The organism is Vibrio sp. BS-M-Sm-2, from assembly GCF_041504345.1.
In the GTDB taxonomy this organism is placed as follows: domain Bacteria; phylum Pseudomonadota; class Gammaproteobacteria; order Enterobacterales; family Vibrionaceae; genus Vibrio; species Vibrio satsumensis.
Window position 1 is genome coordinate 2131911 of record NZ_CP167894.1, and the last position, 14961, is coordinate 2146871.

Here is a 14961-nt window from a genome sequence, read left to right on the forward strand (position 1 = left end):
TTATTATTTTACTTTACCATCCTGTCCTTAAATATCCTGCGCAATCAAACCAGTTACACTCATAAATGAACGTTTACTAGTGAAGAAAAATGAATGAGCACCGCAGATGGATTCGGAGCATTTTGTTTCATTTGTGAAGTGGTTTGGGTTTAGTTTTATATTGTAGTTGTTTTGCTAAATTGTTTCATATACTTTTCCTTAAGGTCTTAAATGGCCTATAAAAGGTAATATTGAAACGATTTTTAGTTGCTACATGCTTTAGTATGATAGTTATTGCCCGTATAGCAATGGATTTACTCACTCACTCGGTGAATGAAACGAATTTTACTGTATGTACTGAAAGATTCAGTGAAATAATCTAAACTGTACCGAGGTAGTCGTATTCCACCTCGGTACAGGTTTTTATGAAAAAAGCATTTCTTCTCGTTTCACTATTATCTACATTTCTTATTGGCTGTTCTTCAACAAGCCCTCGCAAAAACCTAGAGCAATTTGAAACTCACACCGGCGGCCAAGTCATGGGCGACGCGACAAGTTTCTACTGGGTTACAAACAAGCTAACACAACCTCATACTTCAGCTGACTACGTCACTGTCGGCGATTACGGCTGGTATCAAACTGACTATGCTTGGTCAGAAGGCGTGCTTCGTGAATTTATTCGTGAAGGCGAGCAGCGTAATTCTTCGAATGAGCTTGTTCCTTATCGTGTCCATGTGCGTTTCAATAAGTCAGGCGAAGCTGTGTATCAACAGTATCGTATCGACAGCAAAATTTTACCTATCCAAGCTAAGCAACTTGAAAACTATCAGAAAGAAGCTAAATCGGTTCTAGAAACTACGATGAAGCAGGATGACGAAGGGCTCAGACTGGTTCAAGGGTATTGGAATGGCAGCTCTTTTGAAACGTGCGCTGGTGGTGAGTTTGATCGCTTTGAATTTAACCAGACCTTACCAAGCTTCGTGATCAACCGACTAGCAGCTGTGGAAAGTTATGCAGCGTTTCTTGGCAGTGATTCACTGGGTAAGATGAGTGTGGAAGAGTTGCTGATGCTAGCTGAAGACAGCCATGATTGTGTCGTTAGGCCATCATTGTTGAAAGAATAGCGATCAATTTAAGGGTTGAGAGTGTTTAGCCTACTGTAGGCCAAATGCTGATTTGTCTGTACAGGTACAGATTCTTAGTAAAGATTGAGTAATAAAAAAGGCGCCTATTGAGGTGCCTTTTGCTGTTATTCGCTTACTGTTATTGGAAAGTAAGCGAGTAACAAGATTGATTACTGCTCTTGCTCGCGCGCAATCGCACGGTAACCAATGTCATTGCGGTGGAACATACCATTCCAGCTAACTTGCTTAGTCAACGCGTAAGCGCGCTCTTGAGCTTCAGAAACCGTGTTACCCAGTGCCGTTGCACAAAGTACACGACCACCGTTTGTCACCACATCGCCAGCTTCGTTATTTGTCGTACCCGCGTGGAAAACTTTTTGGCCTTCAACTTCACTTGTTGGTAGTGAAATAACGTCACCTTTTGCGTAGTCAGCAGGGTAACCGCCAGCCGCAAGAACAACACCGATAGAAGCGCGTGGATCCCACTTTGACTCTGCTTCGTCTAGTTTCTCGTCGATCGCCATTAGGCAAAGCTCAACAAGGTCTGACTCCATACGCATCATGATAGGTTGCGTTTCTGGATCGCCGAAGCGGCAGTTGTATTCGATAACTTTAGGTGTGCCGTCAGCATCGATCATTAGGCCAGCGTAAAGGAAACCGGTGTAAGGTGCGCCTTCGGCATCCATACCACGTACCGTTGGGTAGATAACTTCCTCAAGGATACGGTTGTGGATTTCAGGCGTCACAACTGGAGCAGGAGAGTAAGCACCCATGCCGCCAGTATTAGGACCAGTGTCTTCGTCGCCAACACGTTTGTGATCTTGGCTGGTGGCCATAGGAAGCACGCTAGAACCGTCAACCATTACGATGAAACTTGCTTCTTCGCCTTCAAGGAACTCTTCGATAACCACGCGGTTGCCAGCTTCGCCAAATACGTTGCCTGCTAGCATGTCTTTGATTGCGTCTTCAGCCTCTTCAAGCGTCATCGCAACGATAACGCCTTTACCTGCCGCAAGACCGTCTGCTTTTACTACGATTGGAGCGCCTTGCTCACGGACGTAAGCGATAGCTGGCTCAATCTCAGTGAAGTTTGCGTAGTAACCCGTTGGGATGTCATGACGAGCTAGGAAGTCTTTAGTGAATGCTTTCGAACCTTCAAGCTGTGCTGCTGCTTGAGTTGGACCAAAGATTGGCAGACCCACTTCGCGGAATGCATCAACCACGCCAATTACTAATGGTGCTTCCGGGCCAACGATGGTCAGTTCGATTTTTTTCTCTTGAGCAAACGCGACTAAACCAGCGATGTCTTCAACGCCGATGTTTACGTTCTCAAGTTTCGGCTCAAGTGCAGTACCAGCGTTACCTGGAGCGATGAATACCGTTTCAACATTTGGGTTTTGTGCCGCTTTCCAACCAAGTGCGTGCTCACGACCGCCAGCACCAATAATAAGAACTCGCATTGTAAAATCCTTAACTTAAATTGCTTAAGCCTCGAAGGTCATTCGAGGCTTTGAACTGTTTCTAGAACTTAGAACTAGAAACCAAGTGATTTTTAATGATTAAAGTGACGCATGCCTGTAAAGATCATCGCCATGCCGTGTTCGTCTGCTGCTGCGATGACTTCGTCATCACGCATAGAGCCGCCCGGTTGGATAACACACTTGATGCCAGCTTCTGCTGCCGCGTCGATACCGTCACGGAATGGGAAGAATGCATCTGATGCCATCACACAACCTTCAACCTGTAGACCTTCGTCTGCCGCTTTGATGCCTGCGATTTTCGCAGAGTAAACGCGGCTCATTTGGCCTGCGCCTACACCAATCGTCATATCGCCTTTCGAGTAAACGATAGCGTTAGATTTCACGTACTTCGCTACTTTCCAGCAGAATAGCGCGTCTTTTAGCTCTTCAGCTGTAGGTTGGCGCTTAGACACTACTTTAAGGTCGTCTTCAGATACCATGCCTTGGTCGCGGTCTTGAACTAGCAAACCACCGTTAACGCGTTTCACGTCAAAGCCAGTTGTCTTAGTTGTCCATTCGCCACACTCAAGTAGGCGAAGGTTTTTCTTAGCCGCTACGATTTCTACTGCTTCAGCAGAAACAGAAGGTGCAATAATTACTTCAACGAATTGACGTTCAGTAATAGCCGTTGCTGTTGCTGCGTCTAGTTCACGGTTGAAAGCGATGATGCCGCCAAATGCAGACGTTGGGTCTGTTTTGAATGCACGGTCGTAAGCTTCTAGGATGTCTTCACCTAGTGCTACACCACATGGGTTGGCGTGCTTAACAATCACACATGCTGGCTGGTCGAACTCTTTCACACACTCAAGTGCTGCGTCAGTGTCCGCGATGTTGTTGTAAGAAAGCGCTTTACCTTGAATTTGGCGAGCAGTAGAAACTGATGCTTCTTCAGGGTTTGCTTCAACATAGAATGCTGCTGCTTGGTGGCTGTTTTCACCGTAGCGCATGTCTTGTTTCTTCTCGAACTGTTGGTTGAACGTGCGAGGGAATTTGCTTTCTTCGTCACCTTCCTTGTTCTCACCGTAAGATGGAACCATAGTGCCGAAGTAGTTTGCGATCATGCCGTCGTAAGAAGCGGTGTGCTCGAATGCTGCGATAGCGAGGTCGAAGCGAGTCTCTAGTGTTAGAGATTTCTCGTTCGCGTCCATTTCAGCGACAACGCGCTCGTAGTCGTGTGCGTTAACAACAATAGTGACGTCTTTGTGGTTTTTCGCTGCAGAGCGAACCATTGTTGGACCGCCGATGTCGATGTTCTCAACAGCGTCAGCAAGAGTACAACCTTCTTTAGCAACGGTTTCTGCGAATGGGTATAGGTTTACAACAACCATATCGATAGGGTTGATACCGTGAGTTTCCATCACGTCATCATCTTGACCACGACGGCCTAGAACACCACCATGAACTTTTGGGTGCAGAGTCTTAACACGGCCATCCATCATTTCTGGGAAACCAGTGTAGTCAGATACTTCTGTAACAGAGATGCCTTTTTCAGCAAGCAGGCGAGCAGTGCCACCAGTAGATAGGATATCTACACCACGGTTAGCAAGAGCTTGTGCAAATTCAACGATACCAGTTTTGTCTGATACGCTGATTAGAGCGCGGCGAATTGGACGAGCGTTATTCATGCTTCCATCTTCCTCAAATTCATGGGGTTAAAATAAAGATATTTGCCAAAAAAGAACTTGTTTCTATCTTCTTAGCGTGGATTATCTTAGATACCAGTAAGAGATAAAATATTGGCCAGTTTTGGTAAAGACCTTTTGGGTTAGTCTTATGATTAAGCTATAAGATAACCAACTCCAAATTTGATGGCGCAGATTCTAACTAATTTATTACAAAAAAGCTCGCGCAATCGTTTGGTATCTCAAAATTAATTATGAAAAGTGCCATTTCAGCCTGAAAAGTAACGATAAGGTTAATTGTGGAATGGACGAAACAGTAGGAAAAAACATGTTTCAGATCGGTGAATTAGCGAAACGATGCGGTGTGACAGCCGATACCTTGCGATTTTATGAGAAGAATAACCTGATCGCGCCAGCCAGTCGCAGTGAGTCGGGTTATCGTCTGTATGATGAAAATAACCAGAAACAGGTGACGTTTATTCTTAAATCTAAAGCGTTGGGGCTGAGTTTGGACGAGATTAAAGAATTGCTTGAGATTCGCCTCGAGGCCACACAGCACAGTTGCGCTGAAGTGAAGTCGATTACCTCAGCAAAGCTAGAGATGATTGATGAGAAGATTACCGAATTAACTAAGATTCGCACCGCACTTAAAAAGATTAATGATGCGTGTTGTGGCCATGTAGATGACGATGCAAGCCATTGTTCGATTCTGGCAGCTTTGGATTCTGCAAACGTCGACAAAGGGCGCTGTTGTCGCACTGGGGAGTAGTCAGCCACCGAGCAGGGCTATACAAGCCAAAAAAAAGCCAAACTCAAAAATGAGTTTGGCTTTCAATTCAATAAATTACGAAAGAATGATTAGTTCATACCGTATTTTTTAAGTTTCTTGCGAAGAGTACCGCGGTTAATACCCATCATGGTTGCTGCGCGAGTTTGGTTACCGCGAGTGTACTGCATGATAGTGTCTAGTAGTGGCTGTTCAACTTCAGCTAATACTAATTCGTATAACTCGCTGACTTCTTGACCGTTTAATTGAGCAAGGTAATTTTTCAATGATGCTTTAACTGAGTCACGTAGTGGCTTCTGCGTGATTTGGTCTTGTGATGTAACTGTAGTTACTGTCAATGCTTCTGAAGTCAGATTTTGTTCGAACATATTCGGTCTAGCTCTTCTCGTAATTATGGTGCAACGTTATCAAAAAAACCTTCTAGCGCTTCAAGCTGCAGATCACCTGCTTCGAATGCGTTGAAGGTACGGCGAAACTCACTCGCTTGTTCATGCTCTTTTAGATACCAACCCACATGCTTACGAGCGATGCGAGGGCCTAAAAACTCTCCATAAAATTCATGTAGAGCGTGCACATGACCAAGCATGATGTCTTTCACTTCCGAAATCGGGAGTGGGTCCATCGTGGTGCCGTTTTCCAAATAGTGTAGGATTTCGTTAAAAATCCAAGGACGTCCTTGGGCAGGTCGACCTATCATTAAAGCATCAGCGCCGGTGTACTCCAGCACAAACTTCGCTTTTTCCGGACTATCGATATCACCGTTAGCGATAACCGGAATAGATACTGCTTGTTTCGCTGCTTTAATGTGTTTGTATTCTGCCTCACCTTTGTACATACAAGCGCGAGTTCTCCCGTGAAGGGCAAGTGCCTGTATGCCGCAGTCTTCGGCTATTTTCGCGATTTGGACACAGTTTCTATTGTCTGTATCCCAGCCTGTGCGCGTTTTCAACGTTACTGGAACGTCGACAGCATTTACCACCGCTTTCAGAATGTCTTCAATGAGTTCTGGATGCTGCAGTAGGGCTGAGCCCGCAAGCTTCTTATTCACTTTTTTGGCTGGACAACCCATGTTGATATCGATGATTTGCGCACCGTTATCGACATTAAATTGAGCAGCCTCGGCCATAAGCTGTGGATCTGCACCAGCGATTTGTACTGAACGAATGCCCGATTCGCCTTCATGTACCATACGCTGCTGAGACTTTGACGTTTTCCAAACCTTCGGATTGGAGGACATCATTTCACTGACTGCCATCCCCGCACCGTAGCGAAGACACAACTCACGGAATGGTCTATCCGTTACGCCAGCCATAGGAGCGACGATTAGATTGTTCTTAAGTTGATAATTTCCGATTTTCAAAAATGTCATCACAGTTCTGTACCAGCAAGGGCGCGCATTTTACGCATTTTTTCGCTGCGTGAAAAGACTAATATTTGAGCATTTACAAATTGTTTTTGTAATTTGTTTAAATTTCAGTCAATTAGCGCCCAAAGTCTTGTCTAGCCTTGCTTGCGACCTGAGATTCGACACCATTCTTGTTGCTCAATGATCGGATCAATGTGAAGCTCATCACGATAATAAGTCGCAACATCTTCTGCTTGTGTATCTAAAACACCCGACATCGCAAGCACACCATTTGGCTTAACTAGGCCTTTGATGATGCCAGAAAGGTCGCGTAATGGACCGGCAAGAATGTTGGCAACAACCACGTCAGCTAGCAAACCTTCCGGTTGATCTTGTGGCAAGAACACCTCTAGTTGCTCAGCAACGCCATTGCGTTGTGCGTTGTCTTTTGATGCAAGCAGAGCTTGAGGATCAATATCGATCCCGATAACTTTTGCCGCGCCTAGTTTGATCGCAGCGATCGCTAGGATGCCTGAGCCACAACCGAAGTCGATCACGGTTTTGCCGGTTAGGTCTAAGCCTTCAAGCCACTCAAGACACAATGCCGTTGTCGGGTGGGTACCTGTACCAAATGCAAGACCTGGGTCTAGCATTACGTTGACAGCGTCAGGTTCAGGGATATCGCGCCAGCTAGGGCAGATCCATAAACGCTCACCAAACTTCATGGGGTGGAAGTTGTCCATCCATTCACGTTCCCAATCCTTGTCTTCAATTTGCTCTACTTTATGAGCAAAGTCTGCAGGGAACATGTTGCTTGCTTTAATCTGCGCTAGAACGACACTAGTATCAGTCTCAGCGTCGTAAAGCGCGAGAATGTCAGTATCACCCCAAAGGCGAGTTTCGCCCGGCAGAGGCTCAAATACAGGGGTATCTTGTGCATCCAGGAAAGTTACAGAAAGAGCACCAGTCTCTTCCATTAACATGTCGCCGATTTGTTCGGCATTTTCATTGGTAGCATTAAGCTTGATTTGAATCCAAGGCATGGCTGCATCTTCTATATGAGAAAAATTGGATGGCGAGTCTAGCAGAAAATATGAGCAAATTCACCAAAACCCCACGGAATATAATGGGGATTAAAGATTGATTTTTTCGGCGGCTCAAAAACAAAAATGCTCACCGAAGTGAGCATTTTGACTGTTCTTAAACGAACGGGTTATGACAAACCAAGTTTCTTCTCAAGGTAGTGGATGTTTGCACCACCGTGTTGGAAGTTTTCGTCGTTCATAATAGACAATTGAAGCTCGGTATTAACGTTAATACCTTCAACAATCATTTCACCCAATGCGTTCTTCATACGAGCGATAGCAACATCACGGTTCTCACCGTAAGTGATCAGCTTACCAATCATTGAATCGTAGTGTGGTGGCACTGTGTAACCCGTGTAGATGTGAGATTCCCAACGTACGCCCATGCCGCCCGGTGCGTGGAAACGTTCAATCTTACCTGGTGAAGGTAGGAAGCGAACTGGATCTTCAGCATTGATACGACATTCGATTGAGTGGCCGCGCAGCTTAATATCATCCTGAGTGAATGATAGAGGCTGACCAGCTGCAATACGTAGCTGTTCTTTCACTAGGTCGATACCCGTTACCATTTCAGTAATCGTGTGTTCAACCTGGATACGAGTGTTCATTTCGATGAAGTAGAACTCACCGTTTTCGTATAGGAATTCAAATGTACCTGCGCCGCGGTAACCGATCTCAATACATGCACGAGTACAGCGTTCACCGATGTACTTACGCATCTCTTCAGTGATACCTGGAGCTGGTGCTTCTTCCACAACTTTCTGGTGACGACGCTGCATTGAACAGTCACGCTCACCTAGGTGGATAGCATTGCCTTGACCATCTGCAAGCACTTGTACTTCAATGTGACGTGGGTTTTCTAGGAATTTCTCCATGTAAACCATGTCGTTGTTGAAACATGCTTTTGCTTCAGCGCGAGTCATCGCGATAGCTTCTGTTAGTTCTGCTTCAGAACGAACAACACGCATACCACGACCGCCGCCGCCGCCAGATGCCTTGATGATAACTGGGAAGCCAATGCGCTTAGCGTGCGCTTTGTTTTTCGCTTCGTCATCGTCAAGAGGACCGTCAGAACCTGGTACACAAGGTACGCCAGCTTTCTTCATTGACGTGATAGCTGACACTTTGTCACCCATCATGCGAATGGTTTCAGCTTTAGGGCCAACAAAGATAAAGCCGCTGCGCTCTACCTGTTCTGCAAAGTCTGCATTTTCAGATAGGAAGCCATAGCCAGGGTGGACAGCTACTGCACCTGTCACTTCAGCTGCGCTGATGATACGAGGGATGTTTAGGTAGCTATCGATACCACGAGCTGGACCGATACAAATGGTTTCGTCTGCAAGCAGTACGTGCTTAAGATCACGGTCAGCAGTTGAGTGAACCGCTACCGTTTTAATGCCAAGCTCTTTACATGCACGCAGAATACGTAGTGCAATTTCACCACGGTTCGCGATTACTAATTTATCTAACATATGAGTGCTCTCTATTATTCGATAATTACTAGAGCTTGGTCGAATTCTACTGGTTGACCGTCTTCAACTAGGATAGCTGTTACAACACCAGATTTATCAGCTTCGATTTGGTTCATCATTTTCATTGCTTCAACGATACATAGAGTTTCGCCAGCAGTTACAGATTGACCAACTTTAACGAATGGTTTTGCGTCTGGGCTTGGAGCGCCGTAGAAAGTACCAACCATTGGAGAAAGAACTTGGTGACCAGCTGGAACTGCAGGAGCCGTTGCTTCTGCTGCTACAGGTGCCGCCGCAGGAGCTGCTGCCGCTGCTACAGGTGCTGGAGCTGCTGCATATTGAACAGGTGCTACAGGTGCAGTGCTGTTACGACTGATTCGTACTGACTCTTCACCTTCAGAGATTTCTAGCTCAGAAATACCAGACTCTTCAACCAATTCGATTAGCTTTTTGATTTTGCGAATATCCATTGTTTCTTTCTCTTTATCTGTTAATTGAACTTACTCTTTGACTGAGTAGGTTAGTAATAGTTCGTTGTTTATGTTTACTTTGAGTTGAGCTTGCTGAGCGCAGCGGTCAAAGCAAATTGATAACCTTGGGCACCTAAGCCACAAATCACACCTTCTGCTTTATCAGATAGGTAAGAGTGGTGACGGAATGGTTCACGTGCGTGAACATTCGATAGGTGAACCTCAATAAAGGGGATTGCAACGCCAAGTAGTGCATCACGCAGTGCCACACTGGTATGTGTAAAGGCTGCTGGATTGATAATAATAAAATCAACATTTTGGTATGCACTATGGATAGCTTCAATCAGTTCATACTCACGATTTGACTGTAAGTGAGATAGCTCAACATCGTGTGCTTTCGCTTGCTCGGTCAGTGAGCTAATAATCTGGTCAAGTGTTTGAGAACCGTAGTGTGCAGGCTCTCTAAGGCCTAACAGGTTAAGGTTTGGGCCATTTAAAACTAGAATGCGAAACTTTGTAGACATCGTGGGGCTATCTTCCTTTATCGTGTTTACGAACGTGAATGTTGCCATTTTATTGAAAATTTGCGGTTAATTTCCAGTGAGAAAAACCCAAATTTAAAAATTAGAACCAGATTATAGCTAATTCAGCGCAAATCGCAGCAATTTACTGGTCTAATCTCCTATTGATACAGCGTGGAATTGTTACCAACTTAACAAAAAAGCGCCTTAGCCTTAATTTGGGGCTGGATATTTGAGATCAAGATCAGCCATAAAAAAACCGCCACATAGGTGACGGTTTAGGTAAGGTCTGTTTTAAACAGTAATTCAGGGTGTGACCGGTTGCTTATGCCAGTTCTGCTTTCTCGGCAATCAGCTTATCAACCACACTTGGGTCTGCCAAAGTAGAGGTATCACCTAGGTTACCTGTATCACCGGTAGCAATCTTACGCAGGATACGACGCATGATTTTACCTGAACGAGTTTTCGGTAATGAGTCGGTCCAGTGCAGCACATCTGGCGTTGCGATTGGGCCAATCTCTTTACGTACCCAGTCTTTCACTTCTTTATGAAGTTCAGCAGTTGGGAACTCGCCATCATTCAGCGTGATGTAAGCGTAAATCGCTTGGCCTTTAATATCATGAGGGATACCCACAATCGCTGCCTCTGCGATCTTATCAAACGCGACTAGAGCCGATTCAATTTCTGCAGTACCCATACGGTGACCAGACACGTTAAGTACGTCATCAACACGGCCAGTAATCCAGTAGTAGCCGTCTTCATCACGACGAGCGCCATCACTGGTGAAGTACATGCCTTTAAATGTAGAGAAGTAAGTCTGTTCAAAGCGGTCATGATCGCCATGAACGGTACGCATTTGGCCCGGCCAAGAATCTAGAATGACTAGGTTGCCGTCAGTTGCGCCCTCAATGATGTTACCCATGTTATCAACTAGCGCTGGCTGTACACCGAAGAATGGACGCGTTGCAGAACCTGGTTTGAGGTCGGTTGCGCCTGGTAGCGGTGCAATCAAGATACCGCCCGTTTCTGTTTGCCACCATGTATCTACAATAGGAGACTGCTCGTTACCAATCGTTTTGTAGTACCACTCCCACGCCTCTGGGTTGATAGGTTCACCCACAGAGCCCATGATTCTTAGGCTGTCACGAGAAGTACCTTCAACGGCTTCATTGCCTTTCGCCATTAGTGCACGAATAGCCGTTGGCGCAGTATAAAGAATATTAACTTGGTGCTTATCGACTACTTCACTCATGCGGCTGGTGTTCGGGTAGTTTGGCACACCTTCAAACAGAATGGTTTTTGCGCCATTAGCTAGTGGCCCGTATACAAGGTATGTGTGACCCGTAATCCAACCCACATCCGCTGTACACCAGAAAGTCTCGCCTTCTTGATAGTCGAATACGTATTTGAATGTCATTGCTGCATAAACAAGGTAGCCACCTGTGGTGTGCATAACCCCTTTAGGTTTACCTGTTGAGCCTGACGTATAAAGGATGAATAGTGGATCTTCTGCATTCATCTCTTCTGGTGGGCAATCTGCAGATACATTAGCAATAGCATCGTGCCACCACACATCACGGTGTTCATGCCAAGCAACATCGCCACCAGTACGTTTGAATACCACAACTTTCTCGATGTTCTTAACTTCAGGGTTAGTCAGAGCTTCATCGACGTTTTTCTTCAGTGGAACCGCACGGCCGCCACGCACGCCTTCATCGGCAGTGATAACGACTTTAGAATTTGAATCGATAATACGACCAGACAGTGCTTCTGGTGAGAAACCACCAAATACTACCGTGTGCACCGCACCGATACGGGTACATGCCAGCATTGCTACTGCTGCTTCTGGCACCATCGGCATGTATAAACAAACTACATCACCTTTGCGTACGCCTTGCTCTTTCAGAGCGTTTGAAAACAGGCACACTTCTTTATGTAGTTCATTAAAAGTTAGAGTTTTATCATCAGCCGGGTCATCGCCTTCCCAGATGATAGCGACTTCATCACCGCGCTCAGCAAGGTGGCGGTCGATACAGTTAGCCGAAACGTTAAGCGTGCCATCTTCAAACCAGCGAATATCAATGTGGCCTGGGTCGAAAGAAGTATTTTTTACCTGTGTGAAAGGTTTAATCCAATCAACGATTTTTCCGTGTTCACCCCAAAAGCCTTCAGGGTCAGAAACAGATTGCTGGTACATGGCTAGGTAAGTGTCATTATCCGCGTGTGTGGTTGATTTAATATTTTCTTTTACCGGATAAACGTGGGCTTCACTCATTGCATCTCTCCTTGTGCCTACATTCCTAATGAACTGGCAACTTCCTTTGTGTTCAGTTTCTAGGTCTATTACAGAACCGTCTTTGTGTTATCACTCTCGGCTAGGACGGCGATTTCCACAATTAGACTTTAGGATGAGACGCTGCTTTTCACTTACAAAATAGCGAGTTAAGTTCATTTTTGAGATGTTGCTCTCTATGTGAAGCGCCAGTGGTTGAATTAAGAATAAGAAGAGTTGAAACGGGGCAGGTCACCATGTTTTAGGCGCACAAAGATCAGCGCAGCGGAGATAGCGTCTTGTAATGCATCATGTTTATTGACCGGGATAGGTAAATCGAGCTGGCGACAGATGGCGTCCATACTGAGATCAAAATAGGCATTGGGCAGCTGTCTTTCGAGCTTATCTTGATAGAGTTGGCTCACTTCGACTAATCGGTTAGGCAGTGGAAATCCAAGCTGTTTTAAACAGGCGCGATCGAGAATTTTTTTATCATAACGGATGTGATAGCCGACTAAAGGACGATTTCCAATGAAGTTCAGTAGCTCAACTAAAGCCTGTTTTTCTTCGATACCGTGCTTTAGGTCTTGATGACGAATGCGGTGGATTTTTATTGAATTGCAATCGAGCGATTGAGGGGCGCGCAATCGGACTTCAAAAGGTTTGCTGGTAATGATTCGGTTACCGATGATCTTGGTCGCGGCAATAGTGACTAATTCTGCCTGATTGGGGTCTAGGCTGGTGGTTTCACAATCGAGTGAAACATATTCATGATCAATAGGCGCAGTAAACAGAGGCTGATAGAGAGAGCCTTTGAGCTTGTGATGCCAGTAATAGCGAACCAACCTATTCATCGTTCAATTGCCTAATCCCGTATCTGGTAGTGGTAGCCGAGCCATTGCTTGAATTTCTTCACCACGTGCAGGCTATGACGAAGCAGATCTCTGTCTGCTCGCTCCATCAGTTTGACGTCGATTTTATTGCTGCTGTGCTGTTGCGATAGGCGCTGTGATAAGCGCCACTTAAAGAACTGCTTGAGCGCTTCATTGAGGTTATCCGCGGTGCTTTGCTCTAGTACCTTTTTGTTCACGAGGTGCTCAATGCGTTCAAAGGTGTTATTGACTGTCACACCATGTTCAAGGCTCAGCGCTCTCACACCGTGAACAATTGGGAAAATACCGCCTTGTTTGATGTCGAGTCCTGACTTGGATTGTTTCACATTACCAAACAGGGTCAGGGGAACCGAGAAGTTCAGAGCAGGGCGGCAGAACTCGGTCAGAATCAATTCTTGTCCGAGCATCAAATCACTCAAGTGCTGCTTGACCGGTTTGAGTAGTTCCCTGTTACCCGCCACAGCGTGTGCGTCCGCCATGATGGCGATATCCATCACTGTCTCTGGCGTTGCTTTTCTTACCCAACTGGTGAGGGTTTGTTTCCACTCTTGCTCTGAATGCACCCATTTCGGGTTGTTGACCATCACGTTGCCCGGGCATAACGGATAACCCAATTGCTGCAGTGTGTGGGTGAGGTCGTTCATGGCGCTTTGGCATTGATGCCACTCCAAACCATCTTGAATAATCAGAGCGTTGTCTTGATCGGTTTTGAGAATTTGTTCTCCACGCCCCTCAGAACCCAACACGATCAGACAGCAATGATTGTGCAGCGCTGGCGGGATAACTAACTCAAATGCTTTCTCTATAATCTGTTCATTTACGGCTGAAATTAGCTCCATGATAAAGCGTGTGCGAATGCCATTACTGAGTAGGCTTTCGACCAATTGACGCTGCTTGTTGGAAGCCATGGCCAACTCTTCAATGCTGGTGGCTCGCGCAATTCGCAAAGTAAGTACGTGCGAGTGAGTGGAGAACGCGCTGAGTATTTGCGTCATATCGACCATACCCACTGCGTTTTGACCATCGCAAACCATCAGCCTTTTTACACGATTTCGGGTCATGGTGATCATGGCATTAAACAAGAAATCGCCTTGATTAACATGCAACACAGGGAAGGTTGCTATCTCGCCAACCGCAGTATTTAGAGGGCGATTATCGAGCATTACTGCGTGCAATAAATTGGTCCGTGTGACGATTCCATACGGAAAGGTACATGATGATCCAAAAGCTTTTGGAACATCATGATCTAAATGAACTAGAGCCGAGTCTAACCCTTGTTCTTTCAGGGTTTGAGTCACTTGGTTAATCGGTTGTTCGGGTTCAAGTATCAGTGGTGGGTGATAAATAGAGTCGTCTACTTTGGTCAGTATGAACTCGGCAAGGTTCTGTTGCTGCTGAGCGGCTTCAATCAGTGCTTTGCGTGTCGATAGGTTACTATCAAAGTAAGCCGCGAACTGGCCATTGGCGTGGTAAAGCTCAAGGAAGACATCAGTTGGCAATAGATAACTTAAGGTATCTTCCAGCGCAATATATTGGTGCTTAGTGTGAGGCTCAAACTGGCTGCGCACATCGAAAATATCGTCATTGGCATAGTGCGCGTAGATCTCACCATCGCTGCTGGCACGCTCTTCGACGGCCCCTTTAATCAGAATATGCAGGTGGCGGCTCGGTCGGTCGGCCTCCAATATCACCTCGTGTGCTCGGTAATAAACCACATCTAATGAGGAACGCAGCGTTAACTGTTCCGCGTCGGACAGGCTATCGAAGGGCGGGTGCTGCATATTAAATTTATCAGGCATAAGCATCGAAAGAGTTAGGAGTCTCTTTTCAGTCTGACAAATTACCAGCGAAGCTCCAGACGACTTTAGTCT

At 45.8% G+C, this 14961-nt stretch carries 13 protein-coding genes; 2 read left to right on the forward strand and 11 right to left on the reverse strand.

Translation table 11 applies throughout. The features are described 5' to 3' along the window. Window positions 1-404 precede the first annotated feature (404 nt). Complete coding sequence (locus tag AB8613_RS09695) at window positions 405-1103, forward strand: DUF1481 domain-containing protein (RefSeq protein WP_146492397.1); 699 nt, start codon at window positions 405-407, stop codon at window positions 1101-1103. 170 nt (window positions 1104-1273) lie between these two features. On the opposite strand, the gene purD is transcribed toward AB8613_RS09695, so the two are convergent. Together purD and purH are read right to left on the reverse strand one after the other, a co-directional pair. Beyond that, complete coding sequence (gene purD / locus AB8613_RS09700) at window positions 1274-2563, reverse strand: phosphoribosylamine--glycine ligase (RefSeq protein WP_372383781.1); 1290 nt, start codon at window positions 2561-2563, stop codon at window positions 1274-1276. A 92-nt stretch (window positions 2564-2655) separates the two neighbouring features. Continuing rightward, window positions 2656-4248 (reverse strand): bifunctional phosphoribosylaminoimidazolecarboxamide formyltransferase/IMP cyclohydrolase, encoded by a 1593-nt coding sequence (purH, locus tag AB8613_RS09705; protein ID WP_076655838.1) that lies wholly within the window; start codon window positions 4246-4248, stop codon window positions 2656-2658. Between the two features lie 325 nt (window positions 4249-4573). Here purH and zntR point away from each other — a divergent pair, with 325 nt between their 5' ends. After that, complete coding sequence (gene zntR / locus AB8613_RS09710) at window positions 4574-5014, forward strand: Zn(2+)-responsive transcriptional regulator (protein ID WP_048612394.1); 441 nt, start codon at window positions 4574-4576, stop codon at window positions 5012-5014. Window positions 5015-5103: 89 nt separating this feature from the next. On the opposite strand, the gene fis is transcribed toward zntR, so the two are convergent. The 9 genes from fis to AB8613_RS09755 all read right to left on the reverse strand — a co-directional run bounded on the left by fis (window position 5104) and on the right by AB8613_RS09755 (window position 14895). Then, window positions 5104-5400, reverse strand: coding sequence for a DNA-binding transcriptional regulator Fis (fis, locus tag AB8613_RS09715; protein WP_004729744.1), 297 nt, complete (start codon window positions 5398-5400; stop codon window positions 5104-5106). Window positions 5401-5423: 23 nt separating this feature from the next. Next, window positions 5424-6392: a tRNA dihydrouridine synthase DusB gene (dusB, locus tag AB8613_RS09720; protein WP_032546269.1), complete on the reverse strand. Its 969-nt coding sequence runs from the start codon at window positions 6390-6392 to the stop codon at window positions 5424-5426. Between the two features lie 140 nt (window positions 6393-6532). Then, window positions 6533-7420, reverse strand: coding sequence for a 50S ribosomal protein L11 methyltransferase (gene prmA, locus AB8613_RS09725; RefSeq protein ID WP_146492401.1), 888 nt, complete (start codon window positions 7418-7420; stop codon window positions 6533-6535). 170 nt (window positions 7421-7590) lie between these two features. Then, the gene (gene accC, locus AB8613_RS09730; RefSeq protein ID WP_017062706.1) at window positions 7591-8934 is read right to left on the reverse strand and encodes an acetyl-CoA carboxylase biotin carboxylase subunit; all 1344 of its coding nucleotides are present in this window, start codon (window positions 8932-8934) and stop codon (window positions 7591-7593) included. A gap of 14 nt (window positions 8935-8948) precedes the next feature. Then, a complete protein-coding gene (accB, locus tag AB8613_RS09735; RefSeq protein ID WP_146492402.1) occupies window positions 8949-9404 on the reverse strand; it encodes an acetyl-CoA carboxylase biotin carboxyl carrier protein in 456 nt (151 codons plus the stop codon). Between the two features lie 74 nt (window positions 9405-9478). Continuing rightward, complete coding sequence (gene aroQ, locus AB8613_RS09740; RefSeq protein ID WP_010435475.1) at window positions 9479-9928, reverse strand: type II 3-dehydroquinate dehydratase; 450 nt, start codon at window positions 9926-9928, stop codon at window positions 9479-9481. 322 nt (window positions 9929-10250) lie between these two features. Then, a complete protein-coding gene (acs, locus tag AB8613_RS09745; protein WP_009844693.1) occupies window positions 10251-12200 on the reverse strand; it encodes an acetate--CoA ligase in 1950 nt (649 codons plus the stop codon). A 218-nt stretch (window positions 12201-12418) separates the two neighbouring features. Further along, a complete protein-coding gene (locus tag AB8613_RS09750) occupies window positions 12419-13051 on the reverse strand; it encodes a 3'-5' exonuclease (protein ID WP_372383782.1) in 633 nt (210 codons plus the stop codon). Between the two features lie 11 nt (window positions 13052-13062). Beyond that, on the reverse strand, window positions 13063-14895 hold the full coding sequence (locus AB8613_RS09755) for a DUF294 nucleotidyltransferase-like domain-containing protein (protein ID WP_372384815.1): 1833 nt from the start codon (window positions 14893-14895) through the stop codon (window positions 13063-13065). Window positions 14896-14961: the final 66 nt, after the last annotated feature.

Excerpts from the sequence above, each read along its gene's own strand:
- prmA (WP_146492401.1), bottom strand. The coding sequence starts at position 7,420 with ATGCCTTGGATTCAAATCAAGCTTAATGCTACCAATGAAAATGCCGAA.
- aroQ (WP_010435475.1), bottom strand. The coding sequence starts at position 9,928 with ATGTCTACAAAGTTTCGCATTCTAGTTTTAAATGGCCCAAACCTTAAC.
- accB (WP_146492402.1), bottom strand. The coding sequence starts at position 9,404 with ATGGATATTCGCAAAATCAAAAAGCTAATCGAATTGGTTGAAGAGTCT.
- accC (WP_017062706.1), bottom strand. The coding sequence starts at position 8,934 with ATGTTAGATAAATTAGTAATCGCGAACCGTGGTGAAATTGCACTACGT.
- zntR (WP_048612394.1), top strand. The coding sequence starts at position 4,574 with ATGTTTCAGATCGGTGAATTAGCGAAACGATGCGGTGTGACAGCCGAT.
- purH (WP_076655838.1), bottom strand. The coding sequence starts at position 4,248 with ATGAATAACGCTCGTCCAATTCGCCGCGCTCTAATCAGCGTATCAGAC.
- acs (WP_009844693.1), bottom strand. The coding sequence starts at position 12,200 with ATGAGTGAAGCCCACGTTTATCCGGTAAAAGAAAATATTAAATCAACC.
- AB8613_RS09695 (WP_146492397.1), top strand. The coding sequence starts at position 405 with ATGAAAAAAGCATTTCTTCTCGTTTCACTATTATCTACATTTCTTATT.
- purD (WP_372383781.1), bottom strand. The coding sequence starts at position 2,563 with ATGCGAGTTCTTATTATTGGTGCTGGCGGTCGTGAGCACGCACTTGGT.
- fis (WP_004729744.1), bottom strand. The coding sequence starts at position 5,400 with ATGTTCGAACAAAATCTGACTTCAGAAGCATTGACAGTAACTACAGTT.
- AB8613_RS09750 (WP_372383782.1), bottom strand. The coding sequence starts at position 13,051 with ATGAATAGGTTGGTTCGCTATTACTGGCATCACAAGCTCAAAGGCTCT.
- AB8613_RS09755 (WP_372384815.1), bottom strand. The coding sequence starts at position 14,895 with ATGCTTATGCCTGATAAATTTAATATGCAGCACCCGCCCTTCGATAGC.